At 71.1% G+C, this 23,108-nt stretch carries 26 protein-coding genes; 20 read left to right on the top strand and 6 right to left on the bottom strand.

Annotated elements, in window-relative coordinates; translation table 11 throughout:
• The 7 genes from AB4112_RS05930 to tatC form a co-directional block, all read left to right on the top strand.
• A partial coding sequence (locus tag AB4112_RS05930) for an SPOR domain-containing protein (RefSeq protein ID WP_441717717.1) occupies positions 1-534 on the top strand: 534 nt, incomplete at its 5' end.
• 16 nt (positions 535-550) lie between these two features.
• A complete protein-coding gene (gene nagZ / locus AB4112_RS05935; RefSeq protein ID WP_441717719.1) occupies positions 551-1,570 on the top strand; it encodes a beta-N-acetylhexosaminidase in 1,020 nt (339 codons plus the stop codon).
• 43 nt (positions 1,571-1,613) lie between these two features.
• Entirely contained in the window at positions 1,614-2,420 is an 807-nt protein-coding gene (locus AB4112_RS05940) for a segregation and condensation protein A (protein ID WP_441717721.1), read from the top strand.
• Positions 2,417-3,022, top strand: a complete 606-nt coding sequence (scpB, locus tag AB4112_RS05945) for an SMC-Scp complex subunit ScpB (RefSeq protein ID WP_309792920.1) — start codon at positions 2,417-2,419, stop codon at positions 3,020-3,022. Before AB4112_RS05940 ends, scpB begins: the two co-directional genes overlap by 4 nt.
• 188 nt (positions 3,023-3,210) lie before the next feature.
• Entirely contained in the window at positions 3,211-3,408 is a 198-nt protein-coding gene (locus AB4112_RS05950) for a hypothetical protein (RefSeq protein WP_374710600.1), read from the top strand.
• A 182-nt stretch (positions 3,409-3,590) separates the two neighbouring features.
• Positions 3,591-4,118, top strand: coding sequence for a Sec-independent protein translocase protein TatB (gene tatB / locus AB4112_RS05955; RefSeq protein ID WP_309792917.1), 528 nt, complete (start codon positions 3,591-3,593; stop codon positions 4,116-4,118).
• Positions 4,119-4,122: 4 nt separating this feature from the next.
• A complete protein-coding gene (tatC, locus tag AB4112_RS05960) occupies positions 4,123-4,956 on the top strand; it encodes a twin-arginine translocase subunit TatC (RefSeq protein WP_309792914.1) in 834 nt (277 codons plus the stop codon).
• 141 nt (positions 4,957-5,097) lie between these two features.
• Here tatC and AB4112_RS05965 read toward each other — a convergent pair whose 3' ends face one another.
• A complete protein-coding gene (locus AB4112_RS05965; RefSeq protein WP_441717725.1) occupies positions 5,098-5,454 on the bottom strand; it encodes a GFA family protein in 357 nt (118 codons plus the stop codon).
• Between the two features lie 47 nt (positions 5,455-5,501).
• Between AB4112_RS05965 and AB4112_RS05970 the strand changes: the two genes are divergently transcribed.
• Positions 5,502-6,155 (top strand): sugar O-acetyltransferase, encoded by a 654-nt coding sequence (locus AB4112_RS05970; protein ID WP_309792910.1) that lies wholly within the window; start codon positions 5,502-5,504, stop codon positions 6,153-6,155.
• 139 nt (positions 6,156-6,294) lie between these two features.
• Positions 6,295-6,720, top strand: coding sequence for a hypothetical protein (locus AB4112_RS05975; RefSeq protein WP_441717727.1), 426 nt, complete (start codon positions 6,295-6,297; stop codon positions 6,718-6,720).
• A gap of 21 nt (positions 6,721-6,741) precedes the next feature.
• Here the strand turns inward: AB4112_RS05975 and AB4112_RS05980 are convergent, their stop codons facing one another.
• Positions 6,742-8,418 carry an ABC1 kinase family protein gene (locus AB4112_RS05980; protein ID WP_441717729.1) on the bottom strand — a complete coding sequence of 559 codons (1,677 nt, stop codon included), beginning with the start codon at positions 8,416-8,418 and terminating at the stop codon, positions 6,742-6,744.
• Positions 8,419-8,714: 296 nt separating this feature from the next.
• Here AB4112_RS05980 and AB4112_RS05985 point away from each other — a divergent pair, with 296 nt between their 5' ends.
• The 5 genes from AB4112_RS05985 to AB4112_RS06005 all read left to right on the top strand — a co-directional run bounded on the left by AB4112_RS05985 (position 8,715) and on the right by AB4112_RS06005 (position 13,675).
• Entirely contained in the window at positions 8,715-9,395 is a 681-nt protein-coding gene (locus AB4112_RS05985) for a hypothetical protein (RefSeq protein ID WP_441717731.1), read from the top strand.
• Positions 9,396-9,765: 370 nt separating this feature from the next.
• Complete coding sequence (gene serS, locus AB4112_RS05990) at positions 9,766-11,040, top strand: serine--tRNA ligase (RefSeq protein WP_441717733.1); 1,275 nt, start codon at positions 9,766-9,768, stop codon at positions 11,038-11,040.
• A 2-nt stretch (positions 11,041-11,042) separates the two neighbouring features.
• The gene (gene surE, locus AB4112_RS05995; protein WP_309792902.1) at positions 11,043-11,801 is read left to right on the top strand and encodes a 5'/3'-nucleotidase SurE; all 759 of its coding nucleotides are present in this window, start codon (positions 11,043-11,045) and stop codon (positions 11,799-11,801) included.
• Between the two features lie 237 nt (positions 11,802-12,038).
• A complete protein-coding gene (locus tag AB4112_RS06000; protein ID WP_441717735.1) occupies positions 12,039-12,710 on the top strand; it encodes a protein-L-isoaspartate(D-aspartate) O-methyltransferase in 672 nt (223 codons plus the stop codon).
• Between the two features lie 59 nt (positions 12,711-12,769).
• Positions 12,770-13,675, top strand: coding sequence for a peptidoglycan DD-metalloendopeptidase family protein (locus AB4112_RS06005; RefSeq protein WP_441717737.1), 906 nt, complete (start codon positions 12,770-12,772; stop codon positions 13,673-13,675).
• A gap of 23 nt (positions 13,676-13,698) precedes the next feature.
• Here AB4112_RS06005 and AB4112_RS06010 read toward each other — a convergent pair whose 3' ends face one another.
• Positions 13,699-14,571, bottom strand: a complete 873-nt coding sequence (locus tag AB4112_RS06010) for an ATP-binding protein (RefSeq protein ID WP_441717739.1) — start codon at positions 14,569-14,571, stop codon at positions 13,699-13,701.
• Between the two features lie 159 nt (positions 14,572-14,730).
• On the opposite strand from AB4112_RS06010, the gene yajC reads away from it, so the two are divergent.
• The 3 genes from yajC (at position 14,731) to AB4112_RS06025 (ending at position 16,097) form a co-directional block, all read left to right on the top strand.
• Complete coding sequence (gene yajC / locus AB4112_RS06015) at positions 14,731-15,171, top strand: preprotein translocase subunit YajC (RefSeq protein WP_441717741.1); 441 nt, start codon at positions 14,731-14,733, stop codon at positions 15,169-15,171.
• A 20-nt stretch (positions 15,172-15,191) separates the two neighbouring features.
• Positions 15,192-15,569: an Mth938-like domain-containing protein gene (locus AB4112_RS06020; protein ID WP_309792892.1), complete on the top strand. Its 378-nt coding sequence runs from the start codon at positions 15,192-15,194 to the stop codon at positions 15,567-15,569.
• 78 nt (positions 15,570-15,647) lie between these two features.
• A complete protein-coding gene (locus AB4112_RS06025; RefSeq protein ID WP_441717743.1) occupies positions 15,648-16,097 on the top strand; it encodes a cupin domain-containing protein in 450 nt (149 codons plus the stop codon).
• On the opposite strand, the gene AB4112_RS06030 is transcribed toward AB4112_RS06025, so the two are convergent.
• The gene (locus tag AB4112_RS06030; protein ID WP_441717744.1) at positions 16,072-17,313 is read right to left on the bottom strand and encodes a flavin-dependent oxidoreductase; all 1,242 of its coding nucleotides are present in this window, start codon (positions 17,311-17,313) and stop codon (positions 16,072-16,074) included. The genes AB4112_RS06025 and AB4112_RS06030 overlap by 26 nt on opposite strands.
• A 162-nt stretch (positions 17,314-17,475) precedes the next feature.
• On the opposite strand from AB4112_RS06030, the gene AB4112_RS06035 reads away from it, so the two are divergent.
• Positions 17,476-18,324, top strand: a complete 849-nt coding sequence (locus AB4112_RS06035; protein WP_441717746.1) for a phytoene/squalene synthase family protein — start codon at positions 17,476-17,478, stop codon at positions 18,322-18,324.
• Between the two features lie 14 nt (positions 18,325-18,338).
• Here AB4112_RS06035 and trmFO read toward each other — a convergent pair whose 3' ends face one another.
• Positions 18,339-19,718, bottom strand: coding sequence for a methylenetetrahydrofolate--tRNA-(uracil(54)-C(5))-methyltransferase (FADH(2)-oxidizing) TrmFO (gene trmFO, locus AB4112_RS06040; protein WP_441717747.1), 1,380 nt, complete (start codon positions 19,716-19,718; stop codon positions 18,339-18,341).
• Between the two features lie 174 nt (positions 19,719-19,892).
• Between trmFO and AB4112_RS06045 the strand changes: the two genes are divergently transcribed.
• Complete coding sequence (locus AB4112_RS06045; protein WP_441717748.1) at positions 19,893-21,200, top strand: hypothetical protein; 1,308 nt, start codon at positions 19,893-19,895, stop codon at positions 21,198-21,200.
• A 174-nt stretch (positions 21,201-21,374) separates the two neighbouring features.
• On the opposite strand, the gene AB4112_RS06050 is transcribed toward AB4112_RS06045, so the two are convergent.
• A complete protein-coding gene (locus AB4112_RS06050; protein ID WP_441718312.1) occupies positions 21,375-21,563 on the bottom strand; it encodes a DUF2218 domain-containing protein in 189 nt (62 codons plus the stop codon).
• Between the two features lie 226 nt (positions 21,564-21,789).
• Between AB4112_RS06050 and fahA the strand changes: the two genes are divergently transcribed.
• Positions 21,790-23,091 carry a fumarylacetoacetase gene (gene fahA, locus AB4112_RS06055; RefSeq protein WP_441717750.1) on the top strand — a complete coding sequence of 434 codons (1,302 nt, stop codon included), beginning with the start codon at positions 21,790-21,792 and terminating at the stop codon, positions 23,089-23,091.
• Positions 23,092-23,108: the final 17 nt, after the last annotated feature.

Here is a 23,108-nt window from a genome sequence, read left to right on the forward strand (position 1 = left end):
GCCCCGGCGCCGGTCGTCGACCCTGTCGCGGCCCAGCCGGCCCCGGCCGAAGCGCCGGCGGCCGCTCCGGCCCCTGCCGTTCCCGATGTTGCGGCCCAGGCGCCGGCGGCGGCCCCTGCAGCCGCACCGGCCGCCGCCGACCCGATCGCCGCGCTGCTGAACGGGCAGGGCGGCGGGGCCCAGGGCTGGATCGACCCCGACCAGGGCGCGCCGATGCAGGTCGCCGCCCTGGCGACGCCGGCGACTCCCGTCGCGGCACCAGCGCTGCCCAACATCGTCGCCGTGCCCGGCGGCAGCTTCGCGGCCCAGATCGCGGCCGTCGCCACGCCGGAAGAGGCGCAGGCGGAATGGGCCCGGTTCCAGCGCCGCTTCCCCGCGCTGTTCGGCGCGCTGCAGCTGGCGGCGCCCCAGGTCTCGGCCTCGGCCCGGCTGGGCTACCGCGTCCAGGCCGTGCCGCTCGACCAGGCCGCGGCGACGCGGCTGTGCGAGGCGCTGGCCAGCGAGAAGACCGGCTGCCTCGTCGTCCCCCGCTGATCCCGGTTTCCGACCCATGTCCAAGGCGATCCTGTTCGGCTGCGCCGGCACCGTCCTGAGCGCCGAGGAGCGCGGCTTCTTCCGCGACTCCGACCCGCTCGGCTTCATCCTGTTCCGCCGCAACTGCGACACGCCGGCCCAGCTGGCGACGCTGGTCGCCGACCTGCGCGACGCGGTCGGCCGCGCCGCGCCCGTGATGATCGACCAGGAGGGCGGACGGGTGGCCCGGCTGCGGCCGCCGCATTGGCCGGCCTTTCCGGCGGCCGGCCGATTCGGCGCCCTGGCCGCGATCGACCCGGCCGCGGCCGAGGCGGCGGTGCGGGCCAACGCCACCGCGATCGCCCTGACCGTCGGCGCCGCCGGCATCGACGTGGTCGCGGCGCCGGTGCTCGACCTCGACCTGCCGGGGGCCGACCGCACCGTGGTCGGCGACCGCGCCTTCTCGGGCGACCCTGCCCTGGTCGCCCGGCTGGGCCGCGCCGCGGCGGAGGGCTTCCTCGACGGCGGCGCCATGCCGGTGATCAAGCACCTGCCCGGCCATGGCCGGTCGCGGGTCGACAGCCATGTCGCCCTGCCGCTGGTCGAGGCCGATCTGGACACGCTGGAGCGCACCGATTTCGCGCCGTTCCGGGCGTTGGCCGACCTGCCCTGGGGCATGACCGGCCACCTCGTCTTCACCGCGCTCGACCCGGACCGTCCGGTCACCCAGTCGCCGACCGCGATCCGCGACGCGGTGCGCGGCCGCATCGGCTTCGACGGCGTGCTGTGCAGCGACGACCTGTCGATGGGCGCCCTGGCCGGGCCGTTGCCGGAGCGGGCGCGGCGGGCGCTGGCGGCGGGCTGCGACCTCGCCTTGCACTGCAACGGCGACCTGGCGGAGATGCGGGCGATCGCGGCGGTGGTGCCGGCGATCGGCCCCCAGGCCTCGGCCCGGATCGCCCGGGCCGAGGCGCTGCGGCGGCCGGCCAGCGACCGCCCGGTGGCCGATTATCTCGATCTGGTCGGCGAGGCGCTGGGGCGTCTTCCTTCTGCCTGAGATCCGGGTTGCGCCGGCAGGCCCGGCCAGCGACACTTCGCCCATGCTGGAAGACTGGTCGAAGGTCGAGACGCCGCCGGTGACGGACCGGGACGATGCCGCCTTCATTCTCAAATTCGAATCCTATGAAGGGCCGATCGACCTGCTGCTCGAACAGGCGCGCGAGCAGAAGGTCGACCTGACCCAGATCTCGATCCTGGCGCTGGCCAACCAGTACCTCGCCTTCGTCGAACACGCCCGGCGCCTGTCGCTGGAGCTCGCGGCCCATTACCTGGTGATGGCGGCCTGGCTGGCCTATCTCAAGTCGCGCCTGCTGCTGCCGGTGCCGCCGGGCGACGACGAGCCGAGCGGGGCGGAGCTGGCCGAGGCGCTGGCCTTCCAGCTGCGCCGCCTGAACGCGATGCGCGAGGCCGGGCTGGGGCTGATGGCCCGGCCGCAGCTCGGCCACGACCGGTTCGCCCGCGGCGCCGCCGAGGATGACGAGCAGGTGGTGACCTCGGTCTGGGCGGTGTCGCTGTACGACCTGCTCAAGGCCTATGCCGACCACCACCGCGCCAAGGCGGCGGCCGAGGGCGGCCTGCGGATCGAGGCGTCGGAGCTGCATTCGCCGGAACAGGCGCTGGAGCGGCTGGTGGCCATGCTCGGCCGCTTCCCCAACTGGACCACCCTGGCCGCATTCCTGCCGCCGATGACCGGCAGCCCGCTGGTCCGCCGCTCGGCGCTGGCCGCCACCTTCGTCGCCACGCTGGAACTGGCCAAGTCCGGCCGCCTGGCGATCCGCCAGGACGGGCTGTTCGGCCCGATCTGGCTCAAATCCCAGCCCCTGGAAGGCCAGGTCCCGGAAGAATGACCGAACCGAGCCAAGCCCTGCGCCTGGTCGAGGCGCTGCTGTTCGCCTCGCCGACCCCGCTGACCGAGGCCGCCATCGCCGAGCGCCTGCCCGAGGGCGCCGACGTGCCGGAGCTGATCGACACCCTGGCGGCGCAGTACCAGGGGCGGGGCGTCACCCTGATGCCGGTGGCCGGCGGCTGGGCCTTCCGCACCGCGCTCGACCTCGCGCCGCTGATCCGCGACGCCGGCCATGTCGTCCGCCGCATGTCGCGGGCGGCGCTGGAGACCCTGGCGATCATCGCCTACCACCAGCCGGTGACGCGGCCGGAGATCGAGGCGGTGCGTGCCGTCGCGACCAGCAAGGGCACGCTGGACACGCTGCTCGAGGCCGGGTGGATCGCGCCGGGCAAGCGCCGCCAGGCGCCGGGGCGGCCGCTGACCTGGGTGACCACCCCGGCCTTCCTCGACCATTTCGGCCTCGCCGGCATCGCCGACCTGCCCGGGCTGGACGACCTCAAGGCCTCCGGCCTGCTCGACGCCCGCCCGGCCATGACCGTGCTGCCCGGCGGCAGCCTGTCGGAGGACAGCGAGCCGGAGCCGGCCGGGGACGACCGCGACTAGCCCGGCGGGGCGGGCAGGGTGGGGCACGACGCCCCGTCCGGCTGCCATCAAACCGTAGGATTTCTGCGCCGATTCGCCTCGTCCCCCGGCATTGCGGTGGCGGAACCTTTCTGCGATGATCCGCCCGCCTTGGGGCTGGAGGAAAGTTTATGGGCGGTTTGAGTATTTGGCATTGGTTGATCGTTCTGGTGGTCGTCCTGTTGATCTTCGGGAACCGGCTGCCGCGGGCGATGGGCGACCTGGCCAAGGGTATCAAGAACTTCAAGTCGGGTCTGCAGGACGATCCCAAGACCGGCGGGACCGCCGAAGGGCAGCCGGACGTGCTGCCGCGCGTCGACGGCGACACCACCGGGAACCAGAACCGGTCGACGGTCGATCGCCAGTAGTCCCGGCGGATCCGGCGGCCGGCAGTCCGGCGCCCGGCACCCCGGCGCTTGATCGGCGGGGATCCGCACTTGAAAGCTTGTGGTTTGTCCGGCCTTGGGGGATGGGTACACTCCGCCAGGGCCGGACCACCAGGCCCGGAACCGCGCCCCATTCCGGCGGCGGGGCGTGATGGACGGATGTGATGTTCGGTTTCGACTGGTCGGAGCTAATGATCATCGTGGTCGTGGCACTCGTGGTGCTCGGCCCGAAGGACTTGCCGCGCGCGCTGTACCAGCTCGGCAAATGGACGCGGCATGCCCGCCGCATCACCAGCGACTTCCAGCGCCATGTCGACGACATCGTGCGCCAGGCTGAGCTGGAAGAGGTGCGCAAGACCGTCCAGGACGCCGGCAAGCAACTCGACATCCGCGGCCAGATGGCCGAGCACGTCAATTCGGTGCTGGACCCGGTGAAGGACATCCGCAAGGCGCTCGAGCCGCCGGCGGAACTGACCACCCCGCTGGCCCAGACCGACAAGGCCGCGCCGGGTCCGGGCTCGACCAACGGCCAGGCATCGGCCGAGCCGCAGCCGGTGGAGGGCCCGAAGCCCGCCGAGCCGGAAGCCCACGCCGACGCCCTGGCCCACCCGATCCCAACGCCCGCCGTGGTGGAGCCGGCGGTGCCGCCTCCGTCTTCGCCCGCCCAATCCTTGCCCGACCGCACGAGCTGATCCGATGGCGACGTCCGACAAGGAGATCGAAGACAAGCAGATGCCCTTGATGGACCATCTGCTGGAGCTGCGCACCCGGCTGATCTACGCGGTGGTGTCCACGCTGGTCGGCTTCCTGGTGTGCTACCACTTTGCCGACACGATCTACATCTTCCTGACCCAGCCGCTGGCCAACGCGCTGCCGCCGGGGTCCGCCCGGTCGCTGCAGTACACCGGCCTGACCGAGGTGTTCTTCACCTACATCAAGATCGGCCTGTGGGGCGGCATCTGCCTGGCCTTCCCGATCATCGCCAGCCAGCTGTGGCTGTTCATCGCGCCGGGGCTGTACCGCAACGAGCGCAACGCGTTCCTGCCGTTCCTGCTGTTCAGCCCGGTGATGTTCGTGCTGGGCGGGGTAGTGGTGTACTACCTCGTCTTCCCGCTGGCCTGGAAGTTCTTCCTGTCCTTCCAGATCCTGGGCGCCCAGCCCGATGGCGGCCTGGACATCCGGTTCGAGGGCCGGGTCGGGGAATATCTCGACATCGTCATGCGGCTCTTGCTGGCCTTCGGCATCGCCTTCCAGCTGCCGGTGCTGCTGACGCTGCTGGTGCGCGTCGGCATCCTCAGCGTCGCCACGCTGAAGGCCAAGCGCCGCTACGCCATCGTCATCGTCTTCATCGTCGCCGCGGTCCTGACCCCGCCGGACGCGATCAGCCAGATCAGCCTCGCGGTGCCGATGCTGCTGCTCTACGAGATCGCGATCTTCATCGGCGGCCGGATCGAGCGCACCCGCGCCAAGCGCCAGGCCGAAGCCGACGCCGAAGACGCCCGCGCCGACGACCCGGAGACGCCGGCTTAGGGGCGCGGCGCCTACCCTCCTTATTGTCATGCCACGGCTTGACCGTGGCATCCAGGGGCGGCTAGAGCGGCTCCCGGTGGCCCCTGGATTGCCCGGTCAAGCCGGGCAATGACTAAAGAGAGAAGGCCGGGGAGCCTCGCATCACTCGTCGACGTAGCGCTCGGTGACCGCGCCATCCAGGCGCCGCAGCCGGGCGCGGGCCAGCACCGCCGGGTCCATCAGCCGGGCGTTGACGCCCATCCTGTCGCGGGCCGGGTCGACCGCGGCCCAATGGGTGACGCAGCCGCAGACGGCGCAGCGGTGGAACTCCAGCGACCGGTCGTCCCACATGTAGATGTCGGTCGCGCCGCCGGGCATGCGACGGACCTGCGTCGGCGAATAATAGGCCCACAGCACCCCATAGCGCCGGCAGATCGAGCAGTTGCAGTCCGTCACCTCGGCGGGGGCAGTGTCGATCTCCAGGCGGACGGCGCCGCAATGGCATGAGGCTTTGATCATGGGCGTCCTCCCTGGGCCGGGCCTCGGGGCTTTGATCCGGAGACGGTGTGGCGGATTTCAAGCGTCCGCAAGGGGCCGATTCCGACCCTTCCACCCTATGGCTATACTCCGCGACTCTCGGCGCGCCGGAAGGACGACAACGCATGGTGAATGACGATCGCGCCAGGATCATTCCGCGGCGAACCCCGGAATCGACGGCGATGACGGCGGAGGTCAAGCGGGCGATGGCGATCACCGCCGCCCTCAACCGCCTGGCCTTCAGCGACGCCGATCAGGTCCGGGCCCTGTTCAGCGATCTCATCGGCAGGACGGTGGATGACGGCTTTATGCTGATCCCGCCATTCTATGCCACCGGCGGCCTGGACACCCGTGTCGGGCGCAATGTCTTCGTCAATCAGAACTGCACCTTCTACGACCTCGGCGGGCTCGACATCGGCGACGATGTGATGATCGGGCCGAATGTCAGCCTCATCACCTCCGGCCACCCGATCGAACCGTCCCAACGGCGCGCCAGCGTGGTCGCGAAGCCGATCGTGATCGGGAGAAACGTCTGGATCGCGGCCGGCGCGATCGTCATCGGCGGGGTGACGATCGGGGAGAACGCGGTCGTCGCGGCGGGTTCGGTGGTCACCCGGGACGTGCCCCCGAACAGCCTGGTCGGAGGCAATCCGGCGCGGGTCATTCGCTCGATTGCCGAGTGAGGGCGGGGTCGAAAGAGGCGGGAAGCGGTCACGGTGTTGCTCTCACAAGTAAGCCTAGCTACAATATGCCATGGATACAAATGCAATTACACTCCGCGCGCTCATTGAAGCGGAACTTAGAAACGTTTCGGACCGTAGGGTGCTTGAATACATCAATGGCGCACTGATAGAACCTCGCATAGTTTTTCACCTATGGGATTATGGTGAGCCAGGCCAAAAATATCCCTGCTGGGTCATGTTTGAGGATGTACGATCAAAGAGCGCTCTTGCCTACTGCGAATACGGCTTCGGGCCGCGCTGTCCTTGGGGTCTCTTTGCTTTGGGGGATCACGAACAAGGCATGGGTGACGATTCTCAGTGGTTTTCGAAGTTTATGGATGCGTTCTTCGATTCGTTTGCCGCCACTGAGCTTCCGATCTGGCGAGTGTTTAAGGTCGAGCCCGATGGAGCGAAGACGGCTGTGACCAGCGAAGACGGCTGGGATGCGACCTGGAAGCAGATCACCGCTTTGCAGGCCCGCGATCCGGATGCCCGATATCAATGTAATCACTCGATTTCATACTAACGACCTCTCCCCGCCGCCCGCCTACCCCCGCCGCCGGCCGCTCAGCACCAGCCAGGCGATGCCGGCCAGGACGATCAGGCCGCCCAGCAGGGCGAAGACCGGGATGCCGAGCAGGCGCGGCCCGGCATCGGCCAGGATCGGCGCCAGCCCGACCACGAAGGCCGCGGTGACGATGGCGATGGCGATCCGCGTCGCCCCGCGCTCGATGCTGCGGCCGAAGCGGTCGATCCGGCCGATCTCGATCTGGGCCTTGATGCTGCCCTTCTCCAGCCGCCGCAGCACCCGGCGCAGGATGCCCGGCGCGTCGCCGGCCAGCGCGTGCAGCTCCAGGAACGCGGTGCCGGCGCGCTGCAGCAGGGCGTCCGGGGCGTAGCGCGCGGTGAGGGCGCGCCGCACCACCGGCTCGACCTCGCGCACCACGTCGAAATCCGGGTCCAGCCGGCGCACCACGCCCTCGGCGGTCATCAGCGCCTTCAACACCAAAGCGAGGTCGGGCGGCAGGGCCAAATCGTGGTCGCGCATCAGGGCCACGAAATCGGCCAGCGCCAGGCCCAGCTTCAGCTGGCCCAGCGCGCCGCGGGTGTGCTTGGCCAGGAAGGCCTCGGCGGCCTCCTCCAGCGGCCGGGCGTCGACGTCCGGCTGCCCCGCCCAGTCCAGCAGCACCTCGCGCAGGCCAGCGGCGCTGCCGCCGACGATCGCCGCCATCAGCGTCACCAGCTGGTCGCGCCGCCGCGCCGACAGCCGGCCGACCGTGCCGAAATCGAGATAGGCGATGCGGTCATCCGCCAGGCACAGCACGTTGCCGGGATGCGGGTCGGCGTGGAACACGCCGTCGATCAGCATCATCTGCAGGAAGGCGTTCGAACTGCGCGCCGCCAGCCGCCGGCGGTCCAGCCCGGCAGCGGCCAGCGCCGGCTCGTCGCTGGGCGGGATGCCGTCGACGAAGTCCTGCACCAGCACCTCCTCGCTGGTCCAGTCCCAGTGGATGCCCGGGATCACGATGTCCGGCCGGTCCTCGAACTGGCCGGCGATCTGCTCGGCGTTGCGGCCCTCATTGGCCAGGTCCAGCTCCTCGCCGATGGCGGTGGCGAGGTGGCGGGTGATCGCCTCGGGGCGATAGCGCCGCAGCTCCGGCAGCTCGGATTCCGCCAGCTTGGTGGCATGGGCCAGCAGGCGCAGATCGGCCTCCACCATCGGCCGCAGGCCGGGGCGGCGGATCTTCACCACCACCTCGGTGCCATCCAGCAGTGCGGCGCGATGGACCTGGGCGATCGAGCCCGAGGCCAGCGGCGCCCGGTCGAAGCGGGCGAAGAGGGTGTCGGGCGCGCCGCCCAGCGCAGCCTCGACCAGCGGCGCCAGCGCCTCGTAGGGCAGGGGCGGGACCCGGCTGTGCAGCTTCTCCAGCTCGGCGATCCACTCCGGCGCCAGCAGGTCGCTGCGCGTTGCCAGGATCTGGCCGAGCTTGATGAAGGTCGGCCCCAGCGCCTCGATCGCCAGGCGCAGCCGGGCCGGGCTCTCCTCCTCCGACGCGGCCGACCCGGCGGCGGGCTCCGCCGCCAGCCCGGCCTGCTTCAGCAGCCGGTGCAGGCCCAGCCGCCGCACCAGGTCGCCGAAGCCGAAGCGCAGCAGGATGGTGACGATCTGCTGCAGCCGCTTCAGGTCGCGGGCCACGACGAAGGCGGTCGGGAACACCTGCATGGTCATGCCTCGGTTGGGCGTGCGGCCGGGCCGGCCGTGGATTGAAGACGCACCGGAACCGTCGTAGCCGGGACAAGGTTCCCAGGCCAGCCGCGAATGGCCGCGGCGGGGGGGGGGGCGGCTGGCCCCTCCTGAATGTCATTCCCGCGAACGCGGGAATCTCCCGCCGGTGGGAACTCGACGAGATCCCCGCTTTCGCGGGGATGACGAGGATGGGTTTTGGCGTGGGAGAGCGCCGCCGGTCGTAAACACTTTGTTCATTGCGCAACCGGTCTAGTTTGTTCATGATACGTTCCATGAACGCCGCGCCGATCGACGCCGCCCCTGCCGAGACCCAACCGGTCGATCCCGACCGGGAGTGGACGGTGTGGGCGCTGGGCACGCTGCGCGAGCTGGTCGACATCGACATGCGCACCGCCCGCCGGCTCGAGGGGCAGCACATCGTGGCCGGGAACCGGTTCGAGCCGCCGGTGATCGATTTCGCGCTGTCGCAGGCCCGCATCGCCCGTGCGGTGCGCCTGACCATCGCCATGACCGAGCGCATCCGCGAGGCCTACCGGACCCGCAAGGACGCGGCGGAGAAAGCCGCCGTCGAGATCCAGGAGCGCCGGCAGCGGCGGCGGGCGCAGGTCGCCCGCGCCGTGGCCGAGGCGTTGGGGCCGGAGCGGCCGGCCGGGGATGGTTCCAAGGGCGCCGAGCGCCCGGTCGCCGAACCGCGGGAGAGCCTGACCGAGACCGAGGTCCTGGACGTCGAGCTCGACACCCTGCCGATCGACGAGATCGTGCGACGCATCTGCCGGCGGCTCGGCCGCGAGCCCGGTCGGCTGCCGCAGGGCTGGGACGACGTCGTCGTCGAAGCCGAGGCGGCCGAGCCGCTGGACGAGCCGCTCACCGATCCGCCCCCCGAAGCGCCCGAGCCCTCCGCAGATGCGGAAGAGGCCGGCCGACCAGCCCGCAAGCCGCCGAACAGCAGTTGAGGCGGTGGTGGATTCGCTTCCGATTCCCACCGGGACTGTCGCCTCTTCCGCCCGTTCTCCGTCATTGCGAGGAGGCGAAGCCGACGAATCCATCCATGGGCCCGCCCAAACGGCCCGATGGATTGCTTCGCTGCGCTCGCAATGACGGGGTTAGGAATGTGGAAAAGCCTCACGGGCGGCGAGGGCTCTTTCCCTCCGCCGGTGCCCGCCCTCACCCGGTCTCGCTGCGCGAGCCCGACCTCTCCCGCAAGCGGGAGAGGTGACGCGGGCCGGCGGAATCGCTCGGCTCCGGGGCCCAGGCCGTTTGCGTCCTGGCGGCCCACCTCCTATAAACAGCCCACGATTCCCGACCCTGCAGATCGAGCGCGCGATGCACGACATCCGATTCATCCGAGAGCATCCCGAGGCCTTCGACAAGGGAATGGCTCGGCGGGGTCTGTCGCCGGTCGCCGCCGAACTGCTGTCGCTGGACGAACGCCGCCGCCAGATCACCACCGAGCTGCAGACGCTGCAGACCCGACGCAACGTGGCGTCGAAGGAGATCGGCGGAGTCAAGCAGAAGGGCGGCGACGCCCAGGCGCTGATCGACGAGGTCGCGTCGATCAAGACCCGGATGGGCGAGCTGGAGCAGGCCGACCGCGACGCCGAGGCGGCGCTGGCCGAGCGCCTGGCCGTGCTGCCGAACATCCCCGACGACGATGTGCCCGACGGGCCGGACGAGAGCGCCAATGTCGAGATCCGGCGCACCGGCGAGCCGCGCCGGCTGAACTCGGCCCGCGACCATGTCGACCTCGGCGAGGGCATGGGGCTGATGGATTTCGCCGCCGCGGCCAAGCTGTCCGGCGCCAGGTTCGTGGTGCTGCGCGGGCCGCTGGCCCGGCTGGAACGCGCCATCGGCCAGTTCATGATCGACCTGCACACCACCGAACACGGCTACACCGAGATCGCGCCGCCGCTGATGGTGCGCGACGAGGCGGTGTTCGGCACCGGCCAGCTGCCCAAATTCGCCGAGGACCTGTTCCGCACCACCAGCGGCCACTGGCTGATCCCGACCGCCGAGGTGCCGCTGACCAACCTGGTGGCCGGCGAGATCCTGGAGCAGGAGACCCTGCCGCTGCGCTTCACCGCGCTGACCCCGAGCTTCCGCTCCGAGGCCGGGTCGGCCGGGCGCGACACCCGCGGCATGATCCGCCAGCACCAGTTCAGCAAGGTCGAGCTGGTCAGCATCACCACGCCGGAGCAGTCGGCGCTGGAGCATGAGCGCATGACCGACTGCGCCGAGACCGTGCTGAAGCGCCTCGGCCTGGCGTTCCGCACCATCGTGCTGTGCTCCGGCGACATGGGCTTCACCGCCCGCAAGACCTACGACATCGAGGTCTGGCTGCCGGGGCAGGCGCGCTACCGCGAGATCTCGTCCTGCTCGAACACCGGCGAGTTCCAGGCGCGGCGGATGCAGGCCCGGTTCAAGGCGGCGGGAGAGAAGGGGACGCGGTTCCTGCACACGCTGAACGGGTCGGGCGTGGCGGTCGGCCGGGCCCTGGTCGCGGTGCTGGAGACCTATCAGCGGCAGGATGGCTCGGTTGAGGTGCCGGAGGTGCTGCGCCCCTATATGGGCGGGCTCGAGATCCTGGAAGCGAAGGGCTGACGATGCGCATCCTCCTGGCCAATGACGACGGCATCAACTCCACCGGCTTCTCGGTGCTCGAAAAGATCGCGCGGGAGCTGACCGACGACGTCTGGGTCTGCGCGCCGGAGACCGAGCAGTCCGCCGTCAGCCATTCCCTGACCATCCACCGGCCGCTGCGGCTGCGGCAGATCGAGGAGAAGCGCTTCGCGGTCGACGGCACGCCGACCGACTGCGTGCTGCTGGCGGTCAACAAGGTGATGAAGGACAAGCGGCCGGACCTGGTGATGTCGGGCGTCAACCACGGCCGCAACATCGCCGAGGACGTGACCTATTCCGGCACCATCGCCGCGGCGATGGAGGCGACGCTGCTGGGCATCCGCGCCATCGCCTTCAGCCAGCAATTCGCCGACGGAAGGCGGCCGGACTGGGAGACGGCGGCGAAATGGGGCGCCGAGGTCGCGCGCAAGGCGATCGCCGCGACCTGGCCCAAGCATGTGCTGGTCAACATCAACTTCCCGGCGGTGGACCCGGACGCGGTCAAGGGCGTCGCCGTGGTGCCGCACGGCATCCGCAAGATCGGCGACGTGCTGGAGGAGCGCATCGACCCGCGCGGCCGCACCTATTTCTGGATCGGCACCAGCCGGACCGAGGAGGCGGTGCAGGGCGACGAGACCGACGTGGCCGCCCTGCGCGAGGGCCACATCACGGTGACGCCGCTGCATCTCGACCTCAACCACGCCGCGGCGATCCAGTCTCTCCGCGGCGCGTTCGCTCAGTAGGGGCGGCTGCCGCATGGCTTGGCTCCGTTTGGCCGAAAACACCGAGTCCCCCCTCCCCCCGCGGGWGGGGGGTAGGGGGAGGGGGTTCTCTCCGCCCCAGCCGGCGCTCGACCGAAATCCTGCCGATGCGACAGCCCATTCGCGCGCGGACGCGCGCAGACCCCTCCCCCTGACCCCCTCCCGCAAGGGGAGGGGGGACAAGGACATGGAGCGGTCCTCCTGGACCGGATCCCGTCCATGATCGCCGAGCCGCGGCTGATCCGGCTCTTGATGACCCTGCGCCGGTCGGGGATCTCGGACCATCGCGTGCTCGGCGCCATCGAGCGGGTGCCGCGCGAGGCCTTCGTGCCCGACGCCTTCCTCGACCAGGCCTATGAGGACATCGCCCTGCCGATCGGCCATGGCCAGACCATCAGCCAGCCCATGGTGGTCGGGCTGATGACCCAGGCGCTGGCGGTCACCGACCGGCACAAGGTGCTGGAGATCGGCACCGGCTCCGGCTACCAGGCCGCGGTGCTGGCCCGGATCTGCCGCCGCCTCTACACCATCGAGCGGCACAAGCCGCTGCTCGACCTGGCGCTGGGGCGGATCGCGACCATGCGCATCAGCAACATCACCGCGCGCTGGGGCGACGGCATGAAGGGCTGGCCGGAACAGGCCCCGTTCGAGCGCATCATCGTGACCGCCGCCCATCGCGGCGACCTGCCGCCCCACGCGCTGACGGACCAGCTCGCGATCGGTGGTATAATCGTGATTCCCATGGGTGACGAAAAGCGGAACCAGCGCCTGGTCCGCTTCACGCGCACCGAGACCGGGTTGGAGCGGGAGGATCTGTGGCCAGTTCGCTTCGTGCCGTTGCTGCCGGACCTTCCCGACGGGGAGGATGGCGGTTCCGGTCAATCCTACTGACGGGCCTCGCGGTAGCGGGCCTCTCGGCCTGCAACGCGCCGCCCAGCGCGGATGACCTGGTGCAGCGCCCGGCGACCGCCCAGGTCCAGCCGGGCGACGACGTGCTGTCGATCGTCCGCCGCTACGACGTGTCGATGCCGCAGCTGATCGCGCTGAACGGGCTGCAGCCGCCCTACGCCCTGCAGACCGGCCAGACGCTGCGCCTGCCCGGTGCGCCCGGCGCCCTGCCGGGGGCGGCGCCGACCATCACGCTGCCCAATTCCGGCGGCATCACCGCCACCGGGCCGACCTCGATCACGCCGATGGGTGGCACCCCGCTGGGCACCGCGACGGTGACGCCCGGCGCCAACGGCCTTTCGGTCCAGCGCCTGCCGCCGCCGGGCGGCGCCGCGGCGCCGGTGCAGCCGGGCGTGGTCCCGCCGCCGGTGCCCGGCACCGTGCCGCCCGCCGTGCCGGGTGTCGCCACCCCGACGCCGACCGGGCCGCTGTCGATCGTGCCCAAGCCGGCCAGCCCCGCCGTCGTGACGCCGCCCGTGGTGGCGGCGCCGGCGGTGACCCAGCCCCCGGCGCGCACCGCCAGCGCGGCCAGCCATTTCGCCTGGCCGGTCCACGGCTCGCTGATCGCCGGCTACAACGCGCCGCTCGCCGGCAAGCCGAACCAGGGCATCAACATCGCCGCCGCCGCCGGCACCCCGATCAAGGCGGCCGGCGCCGGCACCGTGGCCTATGCCGGCAACGAGCTGCGCGGCTACGGCAACCTGGTGCTGATCCAGCATGGCGACGGGCTGGTCACCGCCTATGCCCATGCCGCGTCGCTGTCGGTGAAAAAGGGCGATTCCGTTTCGGCGGGCCAGACCATCGGCACGGTCGGCCAGACCGGCGCGGTCGACCAGCCGCAGCTGCATTTCGAGGTGCGCAAGAACAGCTCGCCGGTCGACCCCACCAAGTACCTGCCGCCGGGCTGAGGCGGGTGGCTGGTCGCCCCCGCCTATCCGGCGGCGTCCAGCCTCTGGCCCAGCCGGCCGGCGAGGTCCTGGATGTACTGCCAGGCGACGCGGCCGGAGCGCGAGCCGCGGGTGATGGTCCATTCCAGCGCCTCGGCCCTCATCGTGTCGGGGTCGACCTTGAGGCCGAAGGCGGCGGCGTAGCCCTGAACCATCTCGAGATAGGTGTCCTGGTTGCAGCCGTGGAAGCCGAGCCACAGGCCGAAGCGGTCGGACAGCGACACCTTCTCCTCCACCGCCTCGCCGGCGATAATCGCGGTCGACCGCTCGTTCTCGATCATCTCGCGCGCCAGGATGTGGCGGCGGTTCGAGGTGGCGTAGAACACCACATTCTCCGGCCGGCCCTCGATGCCGCCCTCCAGGATCGCCTTCAGCGACTTGTAGCTGGCATCCTGGCCGTCGAAGGACAGGTCGTCGCAGAACAGGATGAAGCGGCGGGTGGAGGCGCGCAGCAGCTGCAGCAGGCGGGGCAGGGAGCCGATGTCCTCGCGATGGATCTCGACCAGCGCCAGGATGCCGCCGGCCTCGCCGTTCACCGCCGCATGCACCGACTTGACCAGCGAGCTCTTGCCCATGCCGCGGGATCCCCACAGCAGGGCGTTGTTGGCCGGCAGCCCCCGGGCGAAGCGGCGGGTGTTCTCCAGCAGCTGGTCGCGCTGCAGCATGATGCCCTGCAGCAGGCGCAGCTCGACCCGGCTGACCGCCGGCACCGGCTGCAGCCGGTGCCGGTCGGCGTCCCAGGTGAAGGCGTCGGCGCTGGCCAGGTCGGTCGGCGCCGGGACCGGCGGCGACAGCCGCTCCAGCGCCTCGGCGATGCGGGTCAGGTGATGCAGATAGGTCGCATCGAGGTCGGCCAACGGTCATACTCCTTCGCTCCGGGCCTGCCGACGCTATCGATCGGTCCCGCCGAGATCAATCCCGCCGGACATGATTGCCGCAGCCGTGGAGACCGGATTCCGTTGCAACCGTAGCCCTGGCCGCTATAGTCGCGCGCGTCTATAAAGGTGGAGCGAGTGATGTTGATTTCCGAGGCCTATGCCCAGGCGGCTGGGGCCGGTGCATCCGGCGGCGCCGGCATGCTTGTGCAGTTTGCGCCGCTCGTCCTCATCTTCGTGGTGTTCTACTTCCTGCTCATCCGGCCGCAGCAGAAGCGGGCGAAGGAGCATCGCGACATGCTCGGCTCCGTGCGCCGCGGCGACCGTGTCGTCACCGGCGGCGGCATCGTGGGCTTGGTGACAAAGGTCGCCGACGACGAGCTGACCGTCGAGATCGCCGAGAATGTCCGGGTCAAGGTGATCCGCAGCACCGTCACCACCATCCTGGCCCGCACCGAGCCGGCCAAGAACGGCGGGTCCAAGAGCACGGATGCGGATGACGACAGCACGCCGCCGGCCGCCAACGCGCTGGTCGAGGCCGAGAAGCCGAAGGGGTTCGGCCGCTTCCTGTCGCGCAAGTGATCTGAGCGGGGCGGAGCGGGATGGTCGAGATCTCCTCCGTCATCCCGCCTGGGCGGCGGATGATCGACGGCTATCCGGCCGGCGGCTTCCGCATTTCCGGCGGGCTGTTCCACGGCCCGATGCTGGTGTGGCCCGAGAGCCAGGAGCCCTGGTCGCCCGAGCGGATCGAGGACCTCACGCTGGCCCATCTCGACCCGGTGCGGCGGATCGACCCGCCGGTCGAGGTGCTGCTGATCGGCTGCGGCCCGCGCATGGTGCTGCTGCCCTCGGCGCTGCGGCGGCAGATCCGCGAAGCCGGGATCGGCATGGACGCGATGGACACCGGCGCCGCCTGCCGCACCTTCAACGTCCTGATCTCGGAAGGCCGGCGCGTCGCCGCGGCGTTGATCCCGGTCTGACTTCGCCCCCGGAGTTGTTTAACCCGGCCGCTTGTCTACACTTGAAGCGAGCAGCAGACAGCAGCAGGGAGGCGTGACATGAAGCCAATGACGGCGGGCATCACCGGGGCCGCGGACGGGATCGACGGCATCTCCTGGTCGATCCTGGGCCAGACCTATGTGCCCAAGCAGATCTCCGCGGACAGCTTCGCCTGGCACGCCACCTTCGGGGTCGGCACCTTCGTGCCGCCGCACATCCATCCGCTGCAGGACGAGTTCCTGTACATCCTCGAGGGCCGGCTCGACTTCTGGCTCGACGGCGTCGACGCCAGCGCCGCCGTCGGCGACCTCGTGCGCCTGCCCAAGGGCATTCCGCACGGCATCTTCAACAACAGCGGCGCCATCGCCAAGTCGCTGTTCTGGGTGGCGCCGACCGGCCGGCTGGTCGAGCTGTTCCAGGCCATCCACGACCTGCCGCAGCAGACGCCCGAGGCGGTGGTGGCGCTGGCCGCCCGCTACGACGTCAACTTCCTGCCGCCGCCGGCTTAGCGACGAAGCCGGCGGCCGAGGCATAGCCGCGGACGATCGCCTGGCGCTGGTCGTGCGGCAGCACGGCGTCGATGTCGGTGAAGCCGTCGGGCGCCAGCTGCTCGATGGCGTCGATCACGCCCTCCGGCCCGCCGACCCGGTTGAGCCGGACGATCTCGGCGGTCTTTGGCCGGCGATCCTCCTCGTAGCGGTCCAGCGCCGCCGCGACGTCCCCGGTCTCGGCGAGGGCATCGGCCAGGGCACGGGCGTCGAGGATGGCCTGCGACGCGCCGTTCGACCCGACCGGGTACATCGGATGCGCCGCGTCGCCCAGCAGCGTCACCCGGCCATGGCGCCAGCGCGGCAGCGGGTCGCGGTCGCACATCGGGTATTCCCAGAACTCCGGCGTCGCCGCGACGATCGCCGAGATGTCGGCCTCGGGCAGCGCGAAGCGGGCGGCATGGGGCAGCACCTCGGCCAGCTGTCCCGGCCGCGACCAGTCCTCGCGGCGCGGCGGCGGCGTGCTGCCGTCGCCCAGCCGGACGCAGACCGCCCAGTTGGTCAGCCGCGTCTCCGGTGTCTCGCCCGGTGCGATGGGGTACAGCACGGCCTTCGCCTGCATGCCGCCGGCGACGATCATGGTCCGCCCGTCCATATAGGCCGGCCAGTCCCTGGCGCCGCGCCAGATCATCATGCCGTTCCAGCGCGGCGGACCCTCGCCGGGATACAGCGCGCCACGCACCGTGGAATGAATGCCGTCGGCGCCGACCAGCAGGTCGCCGCGCACCGATCCTGCCGGAGCGCCGTGGCGGTCGACAAAATGGGCGACGACCCCGTCTTCGTCCTGCTCGAAACCGGCCAGCCGACGGCCGTTATGGATCTCGCCGCCCAGCCGCTCGCGGGCCGCCTGGTGCAGGGCGCCATGCAGCCGGCCGCGATGGATCGAGAACTGCGGCACGGCGAAGCCGGCGTCGAGACCGCGCGGCTCGCGCCAGATCACCTGGCCGAAGCGGTTGCAGTACAGCAACTCGTGGGTGCGGATGGCGATGGCGTCGAGCCGGTCGAGCAGCCCGAGCCCGGCGAGCTCCTGGATCGCATGCGGCAGGGTGTTGATGCCGACGCCGATCTCGCGGCTTTCGCTCGCCTGCTCGAACACCGCGCAGTCCAGCCCGCGCGCCTGCAGCATCAGCGCCGTCACCAGCCCGCCGACGCCGCCGCCGACAATGATCGCCTTCATCGGTCCCCGCTCCTTTCCCGGAAGGTGGGGGCGGGCCCGGCCCGCCGCGATGTGTGGTCCGAACGAGAGTTTAGGGTTGAAGCGTTCCCTGGCAAGCGCCCCGCGGCCGCATCATCATCGCCGGTGGCGATCCGGGCGGCGACCGGGCATATAGGGGCGGCCATGCCGACATCAGATCTTCTGGGACAGAATGGCGAGCAGGTTCGCCGGCTCGACCATGACCGCTACCTGACCTGCCTGTTCACGCCCGCGCCGCGGCGCGCGGCGCTGTTCGCGCTCTACGCCTTCAACATCGAGGTGGCGAAGACGCGCGAGGTGGTCAGCCAGCCGCTGCTCGGCCAGATCCGGCTGCAATGGTGGCGCGACGCCATCGGCGAGATCTATGACGCCCGGCCGCGGCGGCACGAGGTGCTGGACGAGCTGGCGCCCGCGGTGGCGGCGCATCAGCTCAGCCGGAGCCATTTCGAGACCGTGATCGAGGCCCGCGAGCGCGACCTGGAGGACGAGCCGCCGGCGGTGCTGGCCGATCTCGAACGCTACGCCGCCGACACCGCCGGGCCGCTGCTGCGCCTGCATCTCGAGGTGCTGGGCATCCGCGACGGCGCCGCACACGAAGCGGCGGTCAAGATCGGCACCGCCTGGGCCCTGGTCGGGCTGATGCGGGCGATCCCGTTCCACGCCCGGCAGAAGCGGCTGTACCTGCCGGAGGACATCGTCGCGGCCGCCGGGGTCGAGCGCGGCCTGCTGTTCGAGATGAAGCCGCATGAGGGCCTGCAGCGGGCCGTGGCGCAGGTGGCGGATGCCGCCGCTTCACGCCTGGCCGAGGCGCGGGCGCTRCGGCGCGGGGTGCCGCGGGCGGCGGTGCCGGCGCTGCTGTCCGCCCGCCTCGCCGACGGCTATCTGCGCCGGCTGCGCCGGGCCGACCACAACGTCTTCGCGACCATGGTCCAGGAGCCGCCGCCGCTGCGCCAGGCCGACCTGGTGCGCGGCGCCGTCCTCGGGCGCTACTGAACGAGGCGAGTGGGTTACGCCGCCTCGCGCCGCCCCAGCCACAGGTCGAGATCGGCCAGCGCCCGCTCGGCATAGAGGGTCTTGCGGTCGCGGCCCTTGACCTTCTTCTGGCCGGGCTGGCGCTCCGGCACCTCCGGCGGCGGGAACAGGCCGAAATTGACGTTCATCGGCTGGAAGGTGTCGGCAGCGCCGCCGCCGGTGATGTGGCCGACCAGGGCGCCCAGCGCGGTGGTCGGCGGCGGCTGGACGATGGCCTGGCCCAGCCGCTCCGCCGCCGCCATCCGGCCGGCCAAGAGGCCGATCGCGGCGCTCTCGACATAGCCTTCGACGCCGGTGATCTGCCCGGCGAAGCGCAGCCGCGGCAGCGCCTTCAGCCGCAGCGTCGGGTCCAGCACCCGCGGGCTGTTCAGGAAGGTGTTGCGGTGCAACCCGCCCAGCCGGGCGAATTCCGCGTTCTGCAGGCCCGGGATCATGCGGAACACCCGCACCTGCTCGGCGTATTTCATCTTGGTCTGGAAGCCGACCATGTTGAACAGCGTGCCCAGCGCGTTGTCCTGGCGCAGCTGCACCACGGCCCAGGGCCGGCGCTCGCTGTGCGGGTTGGTCAGCCCGACCGGCTTCATCGGGCCGAAGCGCAGCGTCTCCGCCCCGCGTTCCGCCATCACCTCGACCGGCAGGCAGCCGTCGAAATACGGCGTGTCCTTTTCCCAGTCCTTGAACTCGGTCTTGGGCGCGGCCAGCAGCTCGGCGATGAAGGCCTCGTACTCCTCCTTCGACATCGGGCAGTTGATGTAGTCCTTGCCGGTGCCGCCGGGGCCCGGTTTGTCGTAGCGCGACTGGAACCAGGCGGTGTCGAAGTCGATCGATTCGCGGTGGATGATCGGGGCGATGGCGTCGAAGAAGGCCAGTTCGGCCTCGCCGGTCAGGCCGCGCACCGCCTCGGCCAGGGCCGGGGAGGTGAGAGGGCCGGTGGCGACGATGACGCTGTCCCAGGCCTCGGGCGGCAGGCCGGCGACCTCGCCGCGCTCGACCGTCACCAGCGGATGGTTCGCCAGCTCGGCGGTCACGGCGGCGGAGAAGCCGTCGCGGTCGACCGCCAGCGCGCCGCCGGCCGGCACCTTGTGCGCATCGGCATGGCGCAGGATCAGCGACCCGCAGCGCCGCATCTCCTCATGCAGCAGGCCGACGGCGTTGTACATCGCGTCGTCGGAGCGGAAGGAGTTGGAGCAGACCAGCTCGGCAAAGCCGTCGGTCTGGTGCGCCTCGGTGCCGCGCACTGGCCGCATCTCGTGCAGCACCACGGGCACGCCGGCCGACACCAGCTGCCAGGTCGCCTCGCTGCCGGCGAGGCCGGCGCCGATGACATGGACGGGGGCGGGCGTGGGGGTGGTCATGCTCGGGGAACCATCTTTCTGCGGAGGGCGGATTGATACGCCCGATCGTTCCATTCAGGCAACGGGCCAGGCAACGGGCGCGGTGAGGGATCGGCCGCCTTTGTCATGCCATTCTCCTGCATGTATCTATGGCGGTGCGCGGAACGACGCGGCCGAAGGGAAGGGGACCATCGCATGGCTTCGACGCGGGGATGGCTGTGGACGGCGCTGCCGGTCCTGGCCCTGGGCCTCCAGCTGCATGCGGCACCCGCCGCGGCGCAGCAGACTCCGGCCGCCGGCACCAACAACTCCTGCATCTTCGCCAATGACGGCGAATGCGACGAGACCAACGGCACCTGCGCCGCCGGCACCGACAGCGCCGATTGCCGGCCGGGTGCCGCGGCTGACCCCGCGAATTCCTGCCGCTTCGCCTTCGACCATCGCTGCGACGAGCCGGGCAAGGGCTCCGGCCACTGCGCCGCCGGCACCGACACGGCGGATTGCGCCGCCGCCGCGGCACCGCCCGTTCCGGTCCAGACTCCCCAGACTGCGCCGGCCCAGACGACAGCCCCGGCCACCGGGCCGGGCGACGACAGCTGCCCCTTCGCCAAGGATCATGACTGCGACGAGCCCGTGATCGGCTCCGGTGCCTGCGCCGCGGGCACCGACACCACCGACTGCAAGGCCAAGCAGGGCGCCGTCCCGACCCAGCCGCCGGCGCCGGTCGCGCCGCAGCAATCCGCCCCGCCGCCCGATGCCGCCGACGGCTGCCCCTTCGCCCGGGACGGCGAATGCGACGAGCCGGGCATCGGCTCGGGGGCCTGCAACGCCGGGACCGACACCACCGATTGCAAGGCCAAGCGCGGCGACCTGCCGGTGCCGGCCTCGCCGACGCCGCCCTCGGGCGCCAGCAACGACAGCTGCCCCTTCGCCAAGGACGGTGAGTGCGACGAACCCGGCATCGGCTCGGGCGCCTGCACCGCGGGCACCGACGCGACCGACTGCAAGGCGCATCCCGCTGGCCAGACCCCGGCGGTTCCCGCCCCGCCCGCGGCCAGCGGCGACGATAGCTGCCAGTTCGCCAAGGACCATGAGTGCGACGACCCGGATGGCGGCACCGGCCTGTGCGCCCCGAACACCGACGTGACCGACTGCCGGGCGGGCGCGGTGTCCCCGACCCCAGCCACGCCGGCTCCGCCAGCCGCCCCTCCGGCCGGCGAGAAGACCTGGTCGGGACCGGCCGATGCCTGCGAATTCGCCCATGACGGCGAATGCGACGAGCCGGGCAAGGGCACCGGGCTGTGCAGCGCCGGCACGGACACCGCGGATTGCTCGGCGGCCGGCGGCAGCCCCGCTCCCGGCAACAGCACCCAGGGCAGCGGCGCCGGGGCGGCGGCTCCCGCCGCCTGCCCCTTCACCAAGGACGGCGATTGCGATGAGCCCGGCAAAGGCACGGGCCTGTGCGCCGCCGGCACCGATGTGGACGACTGCCGCGGGAAGTGAGGGCGGCTTGGTTTGGGCCGAAGTCTGACATCATAAGGTGTCATTGCCCGGCTCGACCGGGCAATCCAGGGGCCACGAAGACCGCTGCGGCCGCCCCTGGATGCCACCCTTGGACTTGATCCGAGGGCAAGCCGTGGCATGACAAACAGGGCGGAGGTCCGGCCGCCGTTGGCCTCAGCCGGCCGACGTCCAGTCGATCTTCCGCTCCTCACGAAGGGCGAAGCGCACGAGGTGGGAGGCCATGACGCCCTCCAGCCGGGTCAGGCCGACCGTATCCGGTGAATCGCCGCGCAGGACCAGCGTGTCCGGGGGGGCGGCGAGGGGCGCGGTGCCCATCTCGAAGGTGATCTGGCCCTTTTCGATGGATCACAGGTGGGACGACTGCGAGCCGTTCCCAATAGCGCCGGCTATCGTGTCCTTGCGGCCAGGGCGCAGAAGCCAGTCAGGAACCGGATCAGGTCCGACAGCCACCCGATCTATCGCTGGCGATGCGCTGCGGCCGAATGCGGCGGACACGATGCCGCATCGGCCCGATCCCCGGGGCACCGGCATCCAAGCCGTGCTCTGATGGCGCAAACAAGGTTTCGCGATGACAGCTTGTGACGAGACGCACGATCCCCGGCGCCGCAGCTGGGTCGCCACCGCCAACCGGGACGGGGCCGATTTCCCGATCCAGAACCTGCCCTTCGGCGTCTTCAGCCCGGCCGGCCGGGCGCCGCGCTTCGGCATCGCCATCGGCGACAGCATCCTGGATGTCGGCGCCGCCCATGCCGCCGGGCTGCTGACCGGCGCCGCGGCCGAGGCCGCCGAGGCCGCGCAGGGTGGGGCGCTGAATGCTCTGTTCGCGCTGCCGGCATCCGTCCGCACCGAACTGCGCCGGCAGGTGGTGGCGCTGCTCGACGCGGCGGCGCCGCCGCGGCCCGAACTGCTGCACGAGGCGGCGGGCTGCCGGCTGCACCTGCCGGCGGAGATCGGCAACTACACCGACTTCTTCGCCGGCATCCATCACGCCCGTGCCGCCGGCGCCCTGCTGGCGCCGGACAATCCGCTGCCGTCCAACTACAAATGGGTGCCGATCGCCTATCACGGCCGCGCCTCCTCGGTCCGCGCCAGCGGCAGCGAGGTGCGGCGACCGCAGGGCCAGCGCGCGCCGCGCAGCGGCGGCGACGGGCGGCCGGGCTTCGGCCCGTCGCAGCTGCTGGACCTCGAGCTGGAGATGGGCTTCTACATCGGCCCCGGCAACGACCTCGGCGACCCGATCCCGGTGGTCGAGGCGGGCGAGCGGATCGTCGGCTTCTGCCTGCTGAACGACTGGTCGGCGCGCGACATCCAGCGTTGGGAGATGGTCCCGCTGGGCCCGTTCCTGAGCAAGAGCTTCAGCACCACGGTCTCTCCCTGGGTGGTCACATCAGACGCGCTGCGGCCGTTCCGCGTGCCGGCCATGGTGCGGCCGGAGGGCGACCCGGCGCCGCTCGACCATCTGCTTGATGGCGCCGACCAGGAAGCGGGCGGGCTGGATGTCGAGCTGACGGTGTGGCTGTCCACCGCCCGGATGCGGGCGGAGGGACAGGGGCCGACCGTCATCATCACCTCCAACGCCCAGTACCTGTACTGGACGCCGGCGCAGATGGTGGCGCATCACAGCTCCGGCGGTTGCAATCTGCTGCCGGGGGACCTGCTGGGCACCGGCACCATCTCCGGCCCGACCCGGGCGCAGCTCAGCAGCCTGCTGGAGCTGACCATGGGCGGGCGGGAGCCGGTGACGCTGCCGAACGGCGAGCAGCGCGGCTTCCTCGCCGACGGCGACGAGGTCACCTTCACCGCCCGGTGCCGGCGCGACGGCTTCGTGCCGATCGGCTTCGGCGCCTGCACCGGCACCATCGTTCTCTGATCCGAAACCCGAGACCG

Source organism: Inquilinus sp. 2KB_23, assembly GCF_052115705.1.
Lineage (GTDB): Bacteria > Pseudomonadota > Alphaproteobacteria > DSM-16000 > Inquilinaceae > Inquilinus > Inquilinus ginsengisoli_A.